Here is a 16,613-nt window from a genome sequence, read left to right on the forward strand (position 1 = left end):
GAGCGTGTGCAGGTCGTCGGACAGTGTGCTCACGGGTCGCCTCCGGGTCCGGGCCCTGTGGACTCAAGGCCAGAACACCGAAGGCTACCCGGGCGACGCCGCGTTCAGTGATGCGAGTGGCACGCCTTCGGAGGCGACGGCGGGATGTCGAGTGCCGGGTTTCCGTCGAAGAAGCCGATGGGCTTGAGGTGGAATCCCGTGTACGCACAAGGCATCACCGGCCAGTCCTCCGGCCGCACCACGTGGTGCGCGCCGAGGGTGTACCAGAGCACCACGTCGGTGTCCTCCAGTGGAGCGTCGTCGGCGATGAACTCCGGCAGGCCCTGCGCGTCGGCGGACTGGTACATGTAGTCCCCCGCCGCGAACTTCTCGGACTCTTCGTACTTGGTCACCCATAGGTTGTGCTGCACGAAGCGGGCGCGGTCGTAGATGTGTGAGCCCTCCTGCACCATGACGGGCACGATCTCCTTCGGCACCAGTTTGTATGCCACCGGACTGCCGAGTTCGTTCTTCTTCGACGGATTGGTGATCTTCCAGTACCGGCCCGTCTTCCAGTCCCAGTCCCGCGCACCCTCGGCTTCGGAGGCCACCAACGTGTCCTGGGTGATCCACGCGTTGTGGTGCGGGTTGAGCGCCGGGTCGGGCTCCGGGATCGAATCCACTTCGTACACACTGTTTCCCGGCCCGTCGACGCTCATGTCGAGCCGGAAGTTGAAGAAGTGCTGGTGATTCGGTCCGTAGATGCCCGGAGCGACGAGCTTGCCCCAGCGCGGAACCTCGCCGTCCTCGACGGCGCCGGTGGTGAGCACGCCGGACAGCTTGACCTCGACCTCGATCGACGCGTCGTTGTAGAAGTACCAGAAGAACCCGTACTCGTAGTTGCCGACCGTGCAGATCATCGAGACGACGAGTCGCCGGGAACGCCGGACCTCGACCTCTTCGGTGCGGAAGTCGGTGTGCTTCCAGGAGATCCCGTAGTCCTCCTCGTGCATGCAGATCGCGTTGGGGATGATGACCGCGTTGCCGCTCGAGTCGTTGACCGTGGCATCGAAGTACTGAATCTCTCCCAGACAGTCGCAGCCAAGTGTCAGCGGGTTGGCCGAGAAGCCCATCCCGACCTCACCCATGTCGAAGACGTTCTTGTTCCAGTGCGTCGGTGACGTATCGCCATAGGGCACCACCATTTCCGACAACGAGCCGCGGTACATGATGGGCCGCGTTTCGCCACGGTCGGTGTAGGTGACCTCGTGCAGCGTGATGCCCTCCCGCGGGTTGAAGCCGATCCGCAGCGACCACTTCTGCCACGTAACGTGCCAGCCGTCGACGGTGAAGCTGGGCCCGTCGGGCTGGGTGATCTCGATGGGCTTCACGTCGGAACGGAACTCGGTGAACGCCGGCCGGTTGTTCTCGTCGAACATGAACTTCGGGTCGTAGTTGCCCGCCGTCGGTGGAAGCGGCACGACACCGTGATCCTCGATGTCGATGATCTCCATCTTGTCCAGGTCGAACGTGACGATCAGGCCTTCGACCGGGCGGGCATAGCCGTGCTCGGACGGCGCCGCCCGCATGAACGTCAGCGGACGGCACACCAGCGCCGAGTTGTCGTAGTGGTCCTGCGCGCCGTAATAGCCTGCGGGCCATGGGTCGATCATCGCGAGGCTGAAGTCGGTGACGCCGCGTTTGCGCATCGCCTCCTGCCACCGCGGATCCTCACGGACCGTCTCCTCGACCCCGGTCATGTGCTCGACCAGATACGAGGGGAACCGGCCGGGTATCGCCTTCCACGACACGATCATCCGCGCTCCGAGGTCCACGACCGCCTCGTAGACCAACTTGGCGCCCGCGTCGTACATCGAGACGAACGCACACCGCGGCACGTCGACCGCGCCCTCGAACGTCAGCGTCGCGGTCTTGGCCGGCTCCGCCAGCTGGATCATCACGAACTTCAGTGTCGGCGTTGAGTATTCGGATGTCGTGATGACTGCCGCGGCTGACTCGATCTCCGCGCCGGTCAGCGGGTCGAGCGGGTAGTAGGTCTTGTCCTCGGTAGCGGCCGCCTGAAGGGTGGTGCTGTCCAATGTCATTTCGATCAAGCCTCTTGTTTCTTATTTCGTCGATTCACTTGTGTTTAGATCGAGCACGGCAAGATGCGCCAACGCGTCTTCGGCACTGGTCTTGTGTGCAGACCGCCTGCCGAAGAAGTAGACGACCACGCCGAGGAGCACCATGCCCACGGCGATGCTGCCCACCCACTTCATCCACTCGGCGTCGCCCACCCCTGAGCTCGTGAGCCAGGACTTGGCGAACGAGTAGTAGACGCCGGCGATGGTGCCCAACGAGCCGATGATGACCGTGATCCACACCCCGACCATGCCGCCGGGAATGCGCCAGAACGTCTCGTTGGCGTAGCGGTCGGCGTACTTCTTGCGCGCGATGATGACCGGGATCAGGAAGAAGAACCCGGAGATCAACCAGACGGTCGAGAGGCCACCCTGAAGGAAGATCGTCACGTTGGCCATGCTGGCCTGTGAGTACAACGCCACCAGGATTATCGATGAGAGCACGCCCTGGATGAGGATGGCCGTCACGGGGTTGCGGGTACGCGGGTTGAGGTGGGTGAAGATGCGCGGCAGGTGGCGCTCGAGGCCCGAGACGAAGATCAACCGGGAGTACGTCACCTGGTAGGACATCAACGCGACGAAGACGATCACCGCCAGGACGACGGCCCCGACCTCCATCACGCCCGCGGGGGCGGCCGTGCCCAGCATGCCGATCACACCGGTCACCGGGTTGATCTCGCTGGTGGGCAGCGCCATCATGGTGCCAAGCGTGGTCAACAAGTAGATGACCACCAGGGCTATCGAGCCCCAGATGACCATCTTCGGCCCGCTCTTGCGTACCGACAGGAACTCCGCACCCATGTTGTACGGCGTCTCGACGCCCAGCAGGTACAGCAGCACGGTGCCGTACAGGAAACCTGCGCCTGCGAAGTCGGGCACCGTAGCTGCGTGCGCATCGAACGGTGTGGCCGAACCGTTCTTCGCTGCGTAGACCACGCCCGAGATGAAGATGACTGCCGTCAACACCCCGTAGACGATGAAGACCGTGTTCATGATCTTCTGGTTCGCAGCGAGTTTCGCCAGCGCGAGACCGATGACGCCCCACAGGATCATCACCTGCAAGACGATGCTGATCACCGGACCCAGCTCCGCGTGGAAGGCCAGAAGCAGGAACTGCACGATGATCGCGGGTGACGACGCGGCGTTGAGGATCACCGGGATCCACGACAGGTAGCCACCGACGAAGCCCCAGGTCTCACCCATGGTGCGGGTGGCCCAGATGTACACGCCGCCTTCACCCGGCCACAGGTTGCCGAGCTCGGCAACCGCCATACCCGCGGGCACAAGGAACGTCAGGATGCCCAGAACCCACATCGGGATCGCGGTCCAGCCGCCCGCCGCCATCACCGATGAGCCGGTGATCCAGCAGATGATGAACACGTAGGTGGCCGTGAGGCCGAACGTGGTCATCACCTTGGGGAACACCTGCTCCGGGACGAGCTCGGTGGTCATTAGTTTGTCGCGGCCGGCCGACCGCGACGCTTCGAGTTCTTGTGTCATTGCTTCTTCCAATCGGTTCGAGTTCTGGCGCGGACTCGGCTAGTTGACGATTTGTCCGTCTTTCATGCGGATGACGCGGCTCGCTTCGTCGGCGACCGTGGGGTCGTGGGTGCTGGCGACGACGGTGACGCCAAGCGTCGAACACAGGTCACGCAGCATGCGCACCACCGTCTCCCCCGTGCGGTGATCCAGATTCGCGGTCGGCTCGTCGGCGAGCACCAGTGTCGGGTTGCTGATCAACGACCGCGCGATGGCGGTGCGTTGCTGCTCGCCGCCGGACATCTTGGTCGGCTGGTGGTTGATCCGATGACCCAGTCCCACCAATTCGAGCAACTCGATCGCCCGCTTGCGCAAGGCTTTTCGGTCGAACGGCTCGAACATCAGCGGCAGCTCCACGTTCTCGACCGCGGACAGGAACGGAATCAGGTTGTAGCTCTGGAAGATGAACCCGATCGTGTCGTGGCGTAACGCCGCGTACTGGCTCTCGGTCAGCTTCGAGGTGTCCTTACCCGCGACCTTGACGCTGCCCTTCGTCGGCCGGTCCAGGCCTCCGATGATGTTGAGCAGCGTCGACTTTCCGCTGCCGCTCGGGCCCATCAGGCAGACGAACTCGCCTGGCATCACCTGGAGTTCGGCTGCGACCAGAGCCTTGACCACCTCGTCGCCGAGCTTGTGCAGCTTCCACACGTCGGATATTTCGATGACCGGCGCCGGCGCCTCCGCGGTGGTGGCCGCGGTGGTTTCGGCATCCTCGTCGGTATCTTGTACGGCCGTCATGTCTAACCTCCACTCGAGAGCGAACGGATGGGTGGGCGCGACGCTGCGTTCCACGTGGGCACGATGCTGGTGGCGACTGCCGCGACGATGCTGACTCCCACCGCGATCGCCGAGCCGAGCAACAGGCCCGACGCGGCAACGCCCGTCGCAACGAAACCCATTGCATCCAAGACGAATCCCGTGATGACGGCGAGCGCGACGCCAGCCAGCGCACCCAGAACGGCCGCAACCACCGGTTCGACCAGCAGGGCGGCGATCACCGGCTTGCGCGGGATCCCGTTCGCGCCGAGGACTCCTAGTTCACGGGTGCGGTGGGCCACCGTCCTGGTGGTGGCGACCGCCACCTCCACGACACCGACCAACAGCACCGTGACGGCGATGAGCACGAGTGCACGCCCGATCTCGTCGGCATGTCCGAGCGAAGCCGACTGCGCGCGGATTCCTTCGGACATCCCGAACACGATGACCACGAGGAAGGCGCCGGTGGCCGTGGTCACCACGGGAAGCACCATTTCGCCGATGCGACGCCGTGCCGACAACCAGCCGTATGCGAGTCCCTTCGTCAGCACTAGCGGCCTCCCAGAAGGTCGACGGGACGTTGTTGCAGCAGCCGGTGCACGGGCACTAGCGCGCCGACGATCGCCATCGCCGGCAAGAATGCAGCCACCATCGCGGATGCCTGGAGCCAGGCCATCGGCGTCGCAATGCCCGGAATCACCAGTGCCACAGCGGCTCCCGCGCCGAGCACGCCGACGAGATAGGCGACCACGAAGACGATGCCCGACTCGACGAGGAAGAAGTACAGCACTTCGTCGGCCAAACCGATGCTGGCCATGATGCCGAACTCACGCTTGCGCTCGGCCACCGCGGCCAGAAACGACGACAACGCGATGATGAACCCCAGCACCAGGCCGATCATCGAGATCAAGCCGAGCGTGCTGCTGGTGACCTGGCCGGAGAACAGGGCCGAGAACTTTCCCTCGAATGTGAGCGGACCCGTACCCCCGACGGTGTCGTAGATCAGCCCGGCGCCAGCGGGATCCGGTGCCACCGACGGATCCGTCGTATCGGGCAGGCCGACGGCGGCGCCGAACGTCGGACCGAGCGTGCGACGCTTCTCGTCACCGGCCGGCGCGAAGATGGTCCACCACCCGTGCTCGCCGACGACGCTTGCAGCCAGCCCGCTCGCCACCGACATGCTCTGGCCACTACCCGTGACGGTGACCAAGAGACTCTGCCCCCCGACCACCACGCGGTCTCCGTCCGACACCCCCAGCCGGGCGGCCAGCCCCGAGCCCAAAATTGCTTGACCGCTGGCGATTTCGTCGCTTCCGCGCAACGAGACCTTCGTTCCGTTGAGGTCCGTGACGCCGGACAGCGTTCGCACCGCTCGCCAGCCGTCGGGCACGACGAACTCCGGTGCGGGGCCGCCGGCGACGAGCGCCTGCACGTCGGCGTCGTACTGCACGCCGGCCGCGGGGACGGCCCAAAGCTGGGCGCCGCCGAGTACGTCGGTGACGGAGTCGGCTCCTGTGATCGCGAAACTCGACGAGATGGTGCGCACGATCACCACACAACCGATCGCCAGCGCGATGCCGAGCACGGACAGCGCAAACCGTTCGGGACGACGGCGAATGTTCGCCAGCGCGAACCGGACGAGGCACGCGAACGTGTTGCCCGAGGTTGCGGTGGCGATCGCCGGTGATCGAACGGTTGTGGGCGCGGGGGTCTCCACACAAAGGATGGTGGAATCGCCGTGTTTCGCCAATGGCGACTGTGCGTGTCGGCCGCGTTAACTAGCACGGGTTTCGATTACGGCGCAGTGTCACGCAGGCAACGGATTTCGTTGCCCAATCATCCGTTCGGTTCGAATGGTGTTGATGACCACCGTCATTGGCCGTCGGAATGCGCAGCGGTCAGGCGCCGAGCAAGGGGAACGGGCGAGCCTCTTCGAGTTCGTACGCGAGCTCCAGAAGCCTCGCCTCCTGCCCCACCGTCGTGGCGAACATCATCCCGACGGGCAGCCCGTCGGTCGACAGCGCGAGTGGTAGCGAGATTGCCGGGTCGCCCGTCGCGTTCTGTAGTGGCGTGAACCCCACCCAGTCGATCAACCGGTCGATGATCTGGTCGTAGTCGGCCATCGGGTCGAGATGCCCGATCGGCGGGGTCACGCCGGAAAGCGTCGGGTTGAGCACGACGTCGTACTGCTCACCCAGACGCGCGGTGATCCGGCGCGTGCGCGCCAACCTCACGATCGCCGACGGAACGCGGTGGAGCCGCCGCGCCGCCGACCGCTCCAGCCCTCTGCTGAGGTTGTCGAGCCTCGATGCATCGAACGTGGGGCCGAACGTGCGGCGGCCGCCCCGTATCAGCGCGAACGCCAAGAACGCCCAATAGAGCAGGAAGTCGTCCTTGAACTGTGCTGGCACGGGATTGTCGATGGTCGTCACGCGATGGCCGAGCTCCTCGAGCAGCGCCGCCGTCTTCAGCGTCAGCTCCGTGACCTCGGGACTCGCCGTGCGTGCCACCGACTGGGTGCACACCGCGATGCGCAGCCGGGCCTTGCCGGGCGCTGTGACGTCACCGATGCGGGGCAGCTTGGGATTGTGGTGGATGCGTTCCATCTCGCGGTAGAACGCCGCGGTGTCACGCACCGAGCGGGTGACGACGCCGTTGGCCACGATGAGCAACGGCATCGCCCGGGTCTCCTTGTCGACCGGCAGCCGCCCCCGCGATGGTTTCAGCCCGACGAGCCCGTTGCACGCGGCGGGGATGCGGATCGAGCCGCCGCCGTCGTTCGCATGGGCGATGGGCACCACGCCGGACGCCACGAAGACGCCCGCCCCCGACGATGATGCTCCTGACGAATACGCCGGATCCCATGGATTGCGGACCGGTCCGAGCCGAGGATGTTCTGCCGAACCGCTGAACCCGAACTCCGACATACGAGTTCGGCCGAGCGGCATCAGCCCCGTCGCCAGGAAGTCACGGGCGAAGTCGCCGTCCGCTACGCCAGGGTGCGGCTCCCACGCGTCGGTGCCCTGCATCATTGGCATGCTCTCGACCGCGACGTTGTCCTTGACGAAGGTCGGGATGCCGTCGAAGTACCCCCCGTACGGTCGCTTGGCCGCTGCGCGGAGGCGCGCCCGGTCGAACGCGTCGTACGCCATCCCGTTCAGGTCTGGGTTGACCCGCTCAGTGCGGGCGATGGCCGCCTCGACCAGTTCGGCCGCGGACACCGCACCCGAGGCCAGTGCTTCGACGAGCCCGACCGCGTCGAGCTCGCCCAGCGCGTCGTCGGTGAATGCGGATATGCGTGCCATGGCCCGACGGTAGCAACGCCAGCGCCTGCAAATTGCCGATTAGGGGCTGGTTGACGACGTGCGGCGGGCGCCTTCGACCAGCGCTTCCGCCGCTCGGCTGGCTTTCTTCAGATCGTCGGCTGACACCTGCTGATGCGTATAGGCGACCTTGGTCTTCACGTTCAGCAGTGTCCGCAAGTGCGTCTCCATGCTGGCCTCGGCCTTCTTCAGTAGTGCGATCGCTTCATTGTGGTTCTCGCCCGTCGCATGAAGTCCTAGCCGGGCGCAACAAATGACGTCTGCGGCTGCAATTCCTGCGTCGACCAACAAGTCGACCGCCGCGTTCGGCATGTCGTGCTCCTGGGCGAGCGTCGCGGCATCCTGGAACTCGATCGCCTTCTTCAACCGGCCGGTACGGATCGCGTTCGTACAGTCCCTGGTTCGTCCCGTCATTTGCTTCTCGATTCCTTCGACCCCTGCCGTAGCTGCTTCACGAGCCAGGCGCGCGACCCAGCCACCGTGAGGCCTTGGTCCACCACATCGCGCAGCAATGGCTCGTCAACTGCTCCCCGCAACTCGTCGACCGTGTACTCAAGGACGCGCGCATCATTGCCCGTCCACCTCGTGGCCGCGGCCCCAAGCTCATTGACTTGGTCGGCCCACAAGTGGTCGAGGATCCCGCCATCGCGAACGAGAAAGATGTCGAGGTCGCTGTCCACGGTCATGTCGCCGCGAGCCGCCGACCCAAATACCGCGGCATACACCGGCGCAGGATCCCAGGCTTCGAGGTGTTTCTCGAGGCGGGATAGGAACGTGCCTCCGAGCCGAGCGAGTGCCCGAATTGGATCCGCCGCAAGGTGATCGGTATTGAGCCGATACGTGAACGCATTACCCACGCGATCGGCACTGACGATGCCCTGAAGGACCAAGCGCGTCAACACCTTGCGTATGCCTTCCTCGGAGTAGTCGTTGAGGACACGCCGGATCTGGCCCGCGGTGAACGCGGCATCGTGCGCTGCCAGGACGGCTAGTACATCGCCATCAAGCGTGGGCGTCACGGTCGCGAACGGCCGGTTGAATTGCACGGCAGCGCTCCTTGCCCAACTAATGTTGATCTAAGCGTACTATAGTTGGGCTACACCAACAATAGTTGGTAACCGATGCAGCGAACAAGATGCACGAAAGCCCCGCACTTCCGCGATTACCGGAAGCTACGGGGCCGTCGTGTTACGTCGTTAGGGCTGTCCGACCTCGAACCGAGCGAACCGGGTCACGGTCATTCCGGCGTCGTCGAGCACACCCTGGACGGTCTTCTTGTCCTCCGTCAGCGCCGGCTGCTCGAGCAGCACGACGTCCTTGAAGAACCCGACGAGCCTGCCCTCGATGATCTTCGGCAGCGCCTGCTCGGGCTTGCCTTCCTCGCGGGCGGTCTCCTCGGCGACGCGGCGCTCGCTGGCAACGAGCTCCTCCGGCACGTCGGCCTTCGTCAGGTACTTCGCCTTCATCGCCGCGACCTGCTGTGCGATGACGCGCGCGATGTCGGCGTTACCGCCGGTGTACTCCACCAGCACGCCAACGGCCGGCGGCAGATCCGATGCCCGCTTGTGCAGGTAGGTCGAGACCTCACCGTCGAAGTACGCCACGCGGCGCAGTTCGAGCTTCTCGCCGATCTTGGCCGACAGGTCCGCAATGGCCTGCTCGACGGTGCTGTCACCGGCCGGGGCCGCCTTCAGCGCGTCGACGTCGCCGGCCTTGGCTGCCGCGGCAGCCGCGACGACCAAATCGGCCAGCGCCTGGAACTCCGCGTTCTTGGCGACGAAGTCGGTCTCGGAGTTCAGCTCGATCAGCGCGCCGCCCTTGGCTGCCACCAGCCCTTCGGCCGTGGCCCGCTCGGCGCGCTTGCCGACATCCTTGGCGCCCTTGATGCGGAGCAGTTCAACGGCCTTGTCAAAGTCGCCGTCGGCCTCGACAAGCGCGTTCTTACAGGCCAGCATCCCGGAGCCGGTGAGCTCCCGGAGCCGCTTGACGTCGGCAGCGGTGTAATTCGCCACTTTCAACCTCTCTTGAATTGGTCAGGAAGACTCAGGAGCGGGGGTTTCGGTCGGGGCTTCGGGCTCGGCGGCACCGTTGGTGGCTGGGGTCGCCGCTCCCGCGGTGGCACCGGCCAGCAGTTCCTGCTCCCACTCGGCGAGCGGCTCCGCACCCTCGGCCGCGGGCTTGTCGCTGCCCGCTCCGGAACGTGCCTGCAGGCCCTCCGCGACGGCGGACGCGATCACCTTGGTGAGCAGCGCGGCCGAACGGATGGCGTCGTCGTTACCCGGGATCGGGTAGTTGACCTGGTCGGGGTCGCAGTTGGTATCCAGGATCGCGATGACCGGGATGCCCAGCTTGATGGCCTCGCTGACGGCGAGGTGCTCCTTGTTGGTGTCGACGACCCAAATGGCCGACGGAACCTTGGCCATGTCGCGGATACCACCGAGGCTGCGCTCGAGCTTGTTCTTCTCGCGGGTCAGCATCAAGATTTCCTTCTTGGTGCGCCCCTCGAAGCCGCCCGTCTGCTCCATGCCCTCGAGTTCCTTCAGGCGCTGCAGGCGCTTGTGGACCGTCGAGAAGTTGGTGAGCATGCCACCCAGCCAGCGCTGGTTCACGTACGGCATGCCGACGCGGGTCGCCTCGTCGGCGATGGACTCCTGCGCCTGCTTCTTGGTGCCGACGAACATGATGCTGCCACCGTGGGCGACGGTTTCCTTGACGAACTCGTACGCCTGGTCGATGTAGGTCAGCGTCTGCTGCAGGTCGATGATGTAGATGCCGTTGCGGTCGGTGAAGATGAACCGCTTCATCTTGGGGTTCCAGCGACGGGTCTGATGCCCGAAGTGGGTGCCGCTGTCAAGCAGCTGCTTCATGGTCACGACGGCCATGTTTTGCCCAGCTTTCATTGTCGGTTGTCGTCCGGCGTCGGGTGATGCCGAACCCTGGCGTCTGCTGCGTGCCGGACCCATCCTGAGACGAGACCGCCGGCATGCGAGTGCAACCCTGGAGGAACGGGGCTGCGGTGCAGGCGCGCGAAGTCAACCCGCTGATGCGGATTGCGGGACTCAGTTTACACCGTTGACATGCATGCTTTGACCACGCCGCGATCCACAGTGGCGTCCCCGTCCACAGATGGGTCCGCTCCCCTTCCCCGGTGGCCCGCGGCGGGCTGAACTGGGCCGATGAGGATCGTGGCCGCGCTGGCCATCCTGGTGCTGGTAAGTACGCCACCGGTCCACGCCGACACCGGTCGGCTCGCCTGGCCACTACACCCACGTCCGGCGGTGCTACGCACGTTCGATGCTCCCGATCCAGACTGGCAGCACGGGCATCGCGGCGTCGACCTGTCGGGCGCGCCTGGGCAAGGCGTGCATGCCGCGGCCCCCGGGACCGTGGTGTTCGCGGGGCGGCTCGCGAACCGGCCGGTGATCTCGATCGCCCACCCCGGCGGGCTGCGCACCAGCTACGAACCCGTCGACGCACTGGTACGCACTGGGCAACTCGTCGACGTTGGCGCCACGATCGGCACGCTGGTCGCGGGGCATTCCGGCTGCGGGGCTGCCGCGTGTCTGCACTGGGGTGCCATGTGGGGTGCTGCGGCCCGCGCGGACTACGTCGACCCCCTGAGGTTGGTGGTCTCGACGCCGATCCGGCTCAAGCCGTTGAGCGGTTAGGCGCGGGGGTGGGCCTGATCGTGCACCGCGCGCAGCCGCGCCACCGTCACGTGCGTGTAGAGCTGCGTGGTCGCCAACGACGAGTGGCCCAGCAGTTCCTGCACGACCCGCAGGTCGGCTCCGCCTTCGAGCAGATGCGTCGCCGCGCTGTGCCGCAACCCGTGCGGACCGATGTCGGGTGCCCCGTCGACGGCGGCCATCGTCTGGTGCACCACCGTGCGGGCCTGACGCGGATCGAGCCGCTTTCCGCGGGCGCCAAGCAGCAGCGCGGGCCCCGAGTCCGCGGTCGCCAGCTCCGGACGAGCGTCGGCCAGCCACGCGGTCAACGCCCGTTGCGCGGGCTCGCCGTACGGCACGGTGCGCTGCTTGTTGCCCTTGCCAAGCACCCGCAGCAGCCGCCGCGACGCGTCGACGTCATCGGTGTCGAGCCCGCACAACTCGCTGACGCGTATCCCGGTGGCATAGAGCAACTCGACGATCAGCCGGTCCCGCAAGGCAAGCGGATCACCTTGCTGTGCACCGGAATTGGCGGCATTCATGGCGTCCAGCGCCTGATCTTCGCGCAGCACCGACGGCAGCGTCCGACGCGCCTTGGGCACTTGCAGCCGGGTCGCCGGGTCGCCGTCGATCAAACCGGCGCGCGACGCCCAGGCCGTGAACGTCTTGACCGCGGAGGTGCGCCGCGCCAGCGTCGTGCGGGCGGCCCCGGCCGACGCTTGCGCCGCCAACCACGACCGCAGCAGCGGCACCGACAGCCCCGCCAGGGACGCCTCCGGGGCCCGCTCGGACAGGAACGCGAACAGCGACCGCAGGTCACCGAGATAGGCGCGGCGGGTGTGCTCGGAGCGGCCTCGCTGCAGCGCGAGGAACTCGTCGAACTCCTCGAGCACCACGTCGAACTGGACCGCCATCCCCCTACGGTCGCAGGCCCCGCCCGCGATGTGGCCTAGGCGGGCCGCGTGTGTCGGGTCAGGCGGGCACTGGGCTGGGTGGGCTGACCTCGACGAGCATCTTGCCGATGTTGGCTCCGGTGAACAGTCCGTTGAGCGCGTCGACGCAGGACTCGAGGCCCTTGAAGACGGTCTCGCGGTGCGCGAGCAGACCGTCTTGCTCCCAGCCGCGCAGCGCGTCGAAGGCCTCGTCGAAGCGGCCCCACTCGTCGAGCGCGTTGAACCCCTGCATCGATGCGGTCCTGGCCAGCAGGTTCACGTAGTTGGCCGGGCCGGGGTGCTCACCGGTGAGGTAGCTGGAGATGACGCCGCACAGCACCACCCTGGCCTTGGCGGCGAGCCGACCGAGCACCGCGTCGAGGACGGGTCCGCCCACGTTGTCGAAGTAGACGTCGACACCCTTCGGGCAGTGCTGCTTCAACGCGGCCGCGAGGTCGGCTTCCTTGTAGTCGATGCAGGCGTCGAACCCGAAGTCCTCGACCACCGCGCGGCACTTCTCCGGACCACCGGCGATGCCGACCACGCGGGCACCCGCGATCCTCGCGATCTGACCAGCCACCGAACCCGTCGCGCCCGCGGCGGCGGACACCACCACCGTCTCCCCCGCCTTGGGCTTGCCGACGCCGGTCATACCGAAGTACGCGGTGGCTCCGGTCGGGCCGTAGATCGACATCACCGCCAGTTGGTCGGTCAACCCGACGACGGGTGTGGCGAACACATCGTCGCGAATGATCGAGTAGTCCTGGAAGCCCGTCAGCGTGGTGACGACGTCGCCGACGGCATAGGCGTCGCACCGCGATTCGACGACCTCGCCGATGCCGGCTGCCCGAATCACGTCGCCGAGCTCCACCGGCGGCAGGTAGCCGGGTTGCCCGTCGAGCCACGTGCGCGCGGCGGCGTCCATCCCGACGTAGGTGGTGCGGAGCAACGCCTCGCCGTCGGCGGGCTCGGGCGCAGGCACGCTGACCAGCTCAGTGTCATCGGGGGCAACGAGCCCAGTCGGGCGGCGGCGCAACAGGATCTGGCGGTTCAACCGATCGGGCACGACCCGAAGCTACCGAAGGACGGGGGCCGCCGACGCCGAATCAGGAACCGACGCGTCGCAAGGCGTCGGGAGTCAGGTCGGCCAGCGTCGGATACCCGTCGATGCCCATGATGAGATCCGCCTCGGCGAGCAGCGATCGCAGCACGTGCACGACCCCATCGGTGCCGGCGAGTGCCATCCCGTAGGCGTAGGGCCTTCCGACGCCGACGGCCGTCGCCCCGAGCGCCAGTGCCTTCACGATGTCCGCGCCGGTGCGGATGCCCGAGTCGAACAGCACCGGCACCGGACCCGCGGCCTCGACGACGGCGGGCAGGCAGTCGATGGCGGGGATGCCGCCGTTGGCCTGGCGGCCGCCGTGGTTGGAGCAGTAGATGCCGTCGACGCCGCCGTCGATGGCCCGGCGCGCGTCGTCGGGATGTTGGATGCCCTTGACGAGCAGCGGCAGCTTGGTCAGCGAGCGGAGCCAGGGCAGGTCGGCCCACGACAGCGAGTTGCCGAACGTCGACACCCACTTCAGGATCGCGGGCTGCATGTTCTCCTCCGGCGGCTGCGGCAATCCGTCGCGGAACACGGGGTCGCTGGTGTAGTTCGCCAGACACTTCCCACGGAGCTGCGGGAAGTTCGACGTCGACAGGTCACGCGGTCGCCAGCCCGGCACCCACGTATCGAGCGTGACGACGATGCCCTTGAACCCGGCCGCCTCCGCCCGCTGAACGAAACTGGCCGCGAGGTCGCGATCCGCCGGCGTGTACAGCTGGAAGAAGCCGGGTGTCTCGCCGAACTCGGCGGCGACGTCCTCGAGCGGATCGGCCGTCAGCGTCGACACCACCATCGGCACACCGGTACGCGCCGCCGCCCTGGCCGCCGCGAGGTCCCCGTGCCCGTCCCGCTCGCAGATCCCCATAACGCCGATCGGTGCCATGAACACCGGCGAGGGCAGCGTGAGCCCGAACAGGTCGACGGAGAGGTCGCGCTCCTTGGCGCCGACGAACATCCGTGGCATCAGCCCCCACTGGTCGAATGCGGACACGTTGACGCGTTGGGTGCGTTCGTCGCCCGCGCCGCCCGCGACGTAGGACCACACCGACGGCGACATCGCCGCCTGCGCTCTGGCCTCGAGGTCCGCGAACGCCATCGGCAGCGACGGCACGACACCGGACAGGCCTTGCAGGTAGATCTCTAGCTGATAGTCACCGAACGCCATGGGCTAAGCGTGCCAGCCCGGGGTCAGCCTTCGGTGCCGGATTCCGCTTTCGCCAGTTCGGCCTTCCATTGGCGGAAGGTCTCCTCGGTGCGGCCGCGGCGCCAGTAGCCGGAGATGGACGCCCACTTGGCCTCGACGCCGCGTTCCTTGCGGACGTAGGCGCGGAGGTTGTGCATGACGGTCTGGGCCTCGCCGTGGATGAACACCTGGACCTGACCGGGCAGCCACGCGGACTCCTTGACCTCCGCGACGAGCGGCGCGTGGTCGCCGGCCTGGTCCTCGGGCACCAGGTCGGCGCGCCCGCCGCGGTAGATCCAGCGGATCTCGACGCCGTTGGGCGCCTTGAGCGGCAACTCGTCGTCGGGTCCGGCGACCTCGATGAAGGCCTTGCCAATCGCATTGGGCGGCAACGCTTCCAGTGCCGCACTCAGCGCGGGCAGGCCAGCCTCGTCGCCGGCCAGCAGGTGCCAGTCGGCGGCCGGGTCCGGTGCGTAGGCCCCGCTGGGCCCCATGAGGTACGCCGGGTTGCCGGGCTGCAACGCGGCGGCCCACGGTCCTGCGACACCGTGTTCGCCGTGCACGACGAAGTCGATCGCGATCTCCCGGCGCGCGGGATCGGCGTGGCGGACGGTGTAGGTACGCACCACGGGCCGCTGGCCCTCGGGGAGTTCGTTGAAGCTGTCGAGGGTCAGCGGTTGCGGAAGCGCCGCGACGTCGACGTCGTCGCCGACGATGGCGATCTTGACGTACGAGTCGGTGAAGTCGTTGGGCGCGAACGTGTCGAAACCGCTGCCGCCCAGCACGACTCGGATCATGTGGGGGGTCAGCTGTTCGCTGCGGATCACCTCGAAGGTGTGAATCGGACGGCCTGCCACGCGTACCTCCTGGTAATCGGCCAACCTCACCGACTATACGAGTGGCTCAGCACCCGTGGCGGGCTACCGCCAGCCGCCGTCCGGCGGACGGGCCAACACGCCTGCCGCGAACTTCGGCTGCCAGTCGGTGGTCAGCAGCGCGCCGAAGTTGTCCTGGATGTCGTCGTGGTTGGCGGTGTCCAGGTCCCGGATGGAGTAGATGAAGATCGGTCCGCTGAAGCCCGTGTCCGCCAGCCCGGCCATCACGTCGACGATCTGCTTGGCCTGCTCCTCCTGGCTGACGCCCTCGTCGGTGGCACTCGCGGTCGGCGCACCCGTTTCGGTCATCCAGATCTTCAGGTCGCCATCGCCATGCACGGTCATGATGTCGTGCACGCGGGCGACGTCCGACCAGCCGTGGTACGGGTCCGCCGCGATCCCGCCGGGGAATACGTACGGGTGCATGGCGATCGCGTCGAAGTAGTCCTTCGCGCCGGCGATGTACATGTCGTTGACGAAGTTCGGCGGAGCGTCGACGCCGACCGCGGGGCTGAGTCCGGCGGCGATCACGGTGGCGTTCGGCTGCACCAACTTGATCGCCGGATAGGCCGCCTTCAACAGTGCGACGTAGCCGGCTGGGCGGCCGGCGCTGAACCCGAAGAACCGTGGCAGGTTCGGCTCGTTCCAGATCTCCCAGTCGGAGATCCGGGCCTGGTATCGCTTGACGACGGCGGTGACGAAGTCGGCGTAGTCGGCGGCGTTGATGGGCGGGTGGCTGAACGACGTGCCCGGCTCCCTGGCCCAATCCGGGGTGTTGGTGATGAGGCCGAGCACCTTGAGGCCGCGGCTGCGGGCGCCGTTGATCCAGCGGTCGGCGTAGGCCCAGTCGAACTTTCCCTGGACGGGTTCGATGAAGTGCCAGTCGATGTGCACGCGCAGCCACTGCGCGCCGGTCTTGGCGGCCGCATCCAATTCGCGGTCCGCGTCCTCCGCGCTCATCCAGATCTGCGGGGCCCCGACGGCGAAGCCGTACCCGCCGGGAGGGGTGACGACGGGCTCGGGCGCTTCGCGGCAGCTCGCCAGACCCAGTACGACGACCAGCAGAAGCACCACGGCCAACGGGCCAACGCGCCTGCCCGCATCGTGGTTCACGC

Annotated in this window: 16 protein-coding genes; 1 reads left to right on the forward strand and 15 read right to left on the reverse strand. The window is 66.8% G+C overall.

What is annotated here, in order from left to right; translation table 11 throughout:
• Positions 1-104 precede the first annotated feature (104 nt).
• From SLQ33_RS18995 to rpsB, 10 genes are all read right to left on the reverse strand, one after another.
• Positions 105-2,084, reverse strand: a complete 1,980-nt coding sequence (locus SLQ33_RS18995) for a primary-amine oxidase (protein WP_319455409.1) — start codon at positions 2,082-2,084, stop codon at positions 105-107.
• A 21-nt stretch (positions 2,085-2,105) separates the two neighbouring features.
• Positions 2,106-3,620: an APC family permease gene (locus SLQ33_RS19000; protein ID WP_319455410.1), complete on the reverse strand. Its 1,515-nt coding sequence runs from the start codon at positions 3,618-3,620 to the stop codon at positions 2,106-2,108.
• Between the two features lie 39 nt (positions 3,621-3,659).
• On the reverse strand, positions 3,660-4,397 hold the full coding sequence (locus SLQ33_RS19005) for an ABC transporter ATP-binding protein (protein ID WP_319455411.1): 738 nt from the start codon (positions 4,395-4,397) through the stop codon (positions 3,660-3,662).
• Positions 4,398-4,399: 2 nt separating this feature from the next.
• On the reverse strand, positions 4,400-4,966 hold the full coding sequence (locus SLQ33_RS19010) for an ABC transporter permease (protein WP_319455412.1): 567 nt from the start codon (positions 4,964-4,966) through the stop codon (positions 4,400-4,402).
• Positions 4,966-6,132 carry an ABC transporter permease gene (locus tag SLQ33_RS19015; RefSeq protein WP_319455413.1) on the reverse strand — a complete coding sequence of 389 codons (1,167 nt, stop codon included), beginning with the start codon at positions 6,130-6,132 and terminating at the stop codon, positions 4,966-4,968. Before SLQ33_RS19015 ends, SLQ33_RS19010 begins: the two co-directional genes overlap by 1 nt.
• A gap of 181 nt (positions 6,133-6,313) precedes the next feature.
• On the reverse strand, positions 6,314-7,720 hold the full coding sequence (locus tag SLQ33_RS19020; protein WP_319455414.1) for an amidase: 1,407 nt from the start codon (positions 7,718-7,720) through the stop codon (positions 6,314-6,316).
• A gap of 39 nt (positions 7,721-7,759) precedes the next feature.
• Entirely contained in the window at positions 7,760-8,104 is a 345-nt protein-coding gene (locus SLQ33_RS19025) for a hypothetical protein (protein WP_319455415.1), read from the reverse strand.
• Positions 8,105-8,148: 44 nt separating this feature from the next.
• Positions 8,149-8,784, reverse strand: coding sequence for a nucleotidyltransferase domain-containing protein (locus tag SLQ33_RS19030; RefSeq protein ID WP_319455416.1), 636 nt, complete (start codon positions 8,782-8,784; stop codon positions 8,149-8,151).
• A gap of 150 nt (positions 8,785-8,934) precedes the next feature.
• On the reverse strand, positions 8,935-9,750 hold the full coding sequence (gene tsf / locus SLQ33_RS19035) for a translation elongation factor Ts (RefSeq protein ID WP_319455417.1): 816 nt from the start codon (positions 9,748-9,750) through the stop codon (positions 8,935-8,937).
• Between the two features lie 21 nt (positions 9,751-9,771).
• Positions 9,772-10,620 carry a 30S ribosomal protein S2 gene (rpsB, locus tag SLQ33_RS19040; RefSeq protein ID WP_319455418.1) on the reverse strand — a complete coding sequence of 283 codons (849 nt, stop codon included), beginning with the start codon at positions 10,618-10,620 and terminating at the stop codon, positions 9,772-9,774.
• Positions 10,621-10,914: 294 nt separating this feature from the next.
• On the opposite strand from rpsB, the gene SLQ33_RS19045 reads away from it, so the two are divergent.
• A complete protein-coding gene (locus SLQ33_RS19045) occupies positions 10,915-11,406 on the forward strand; it encodes a M23 family metallopeptidase (RefSeq protein WP_319455419.1) in 492 nt (163 codons plus the stop codon).
• On the opposite strand, the gene SLQ33_RS19050 is transcribed toward SLQ33_RS19045, so the two are convergent.
• From SLQ33_RS19050 to SLQ33_RS19070, 5 genes are all read right to left on the reverse strand, one after another.
• Positions 11,403-12,317 carry a tyrosine recombinase XerC gene (locus SLQ33_RS19050; protein ID WP_319455420.1) on the reverse strand — a complete coding sequence of 305 codons (915 nt, stop codon included), beginning with the start codon at positions 12,315-12,317 and terminating at the stop codon, positions 11,403-11,405. The two genes, SLQ33_RS19045 and SLQ33_RS19050, sit on opposite strands and share 4 nt — an antisense overlap.
• A 58-nt stretch (positions 12,318-12,375) precedes the next feature.
• On the reverse strand, positions 12,376-13,401 hold the full coding sequence (locus SLQ33_RS19055; protein WP_319455421.1) for an NADP-dependent oxidoreductase: 1,026 nt from the start codon (positions 13,399-13,401) through the stop codon (positions 12,376-12,378).
• Positions 13,402-13,441: 40 nt separating this feature from the next.
• Positions 13,442-14,605, reverse strand: a complete 1,164-nt coding sequence (locus SLQ33_RS19060; RefSeq protein ID WP_319455422.1) for a lactate 2-monooxygenase — start codon at positions 14,603-14,605, stop codon at positions 13,442-13,444.
• A gap of 23 nt (positions 14,606-14,628) precedes the next feature.
• Entirely contained in the window at positions 14,629-15,480 is an 852-nt protein-coding gene (locus tag SLQ33_RS19065) for a siderophore-interacting protein (protein WP_319455423.1), read from the reverse strand.
• Between the two features lie 63 nt (positions 15,481-15,543).
• The gene (locus tag SLQ33_RS19070) at positions 15,544-16,611 is read right to left on the reverse strand and encodes an endo-1,4-beta-xylanase (protein WP_319455424.1); all 1,068 of its coding nucleotides are present in this window, start codon (positions 16,609-16,611) and stop codon (positions 15,544-15,546) included.
• Positions 16,612-16,613: the final 2 nt, after the last annotated feature.

This window comes from Mycobacterium sp. RTGN6 (assembly GCF_033804605.1).
Taxonomy (GTDB): Bacteria; Actinomycetota; Actinomycetes; order Mycobacteriales; family Mycobacteriaceae; genus Mycobacterium.

Bases quoted from the DNA above. Each gene is read 5' to 3' on its own strand.
- SLQ33_RS19045 (WP_319455419.1), top strand. From the start codon at position 10,915: ATGAGGATCGTGGCCGCGCTGGCCATCCTGGTGCTGGTAAGTACGCCA.
- SLQ33_RS19020 (WP_319455414.1), bottom strand. From the start codon at position 7,720: ATGGCACGCATATCCGCATTCACCGACGACGCGCTGGGCGAGCTCGAC.
- SLQ33_RS19060 (WP_319455422.1), bottom strand. From the start codon at position 14,605: ATGGCGTTCGGTGACTATCAGCTAGAGATCTACCTGCAAGGCCTGTCC.
- SLQ33_RS19050 (WP_319455420.1), bottom strand. From the start codon at position 12,317: ATGGCGGTCCAGTTCGACGTGGTGCTCGAGGAGTTCGACGAGTTCCTC.
- rpsB (WP_319455418.1), bottom strand. From the start codon at position 10,620: ATGGCCGTCGTGACCATGAAGCAGCTGCTTGACAGCGGCACCCACTTC.
- SLQ33_RS19005 (WP_319455411.1), bottom strand. From the start codon at position 4,397: ATGACGGCCGTACAAGATACCGACGAGGATGCCGAAACCACCGCGGCC.
- SLQ33_RS18995 (WP_319455409.1), bottom strand. From the start codon at position 2,084: ATGACATTGGACAGCACCACCCTTCAGGCGGCCGCTACCGAGGACAAG.
- SLQ33_RS19000 (WP_319455410.1), bottom strand. From the start codon at position 3,620: ATGACACAAGAACTCGAAGCGTCGCGGTCGGCCGGCCGCGACAAACTA.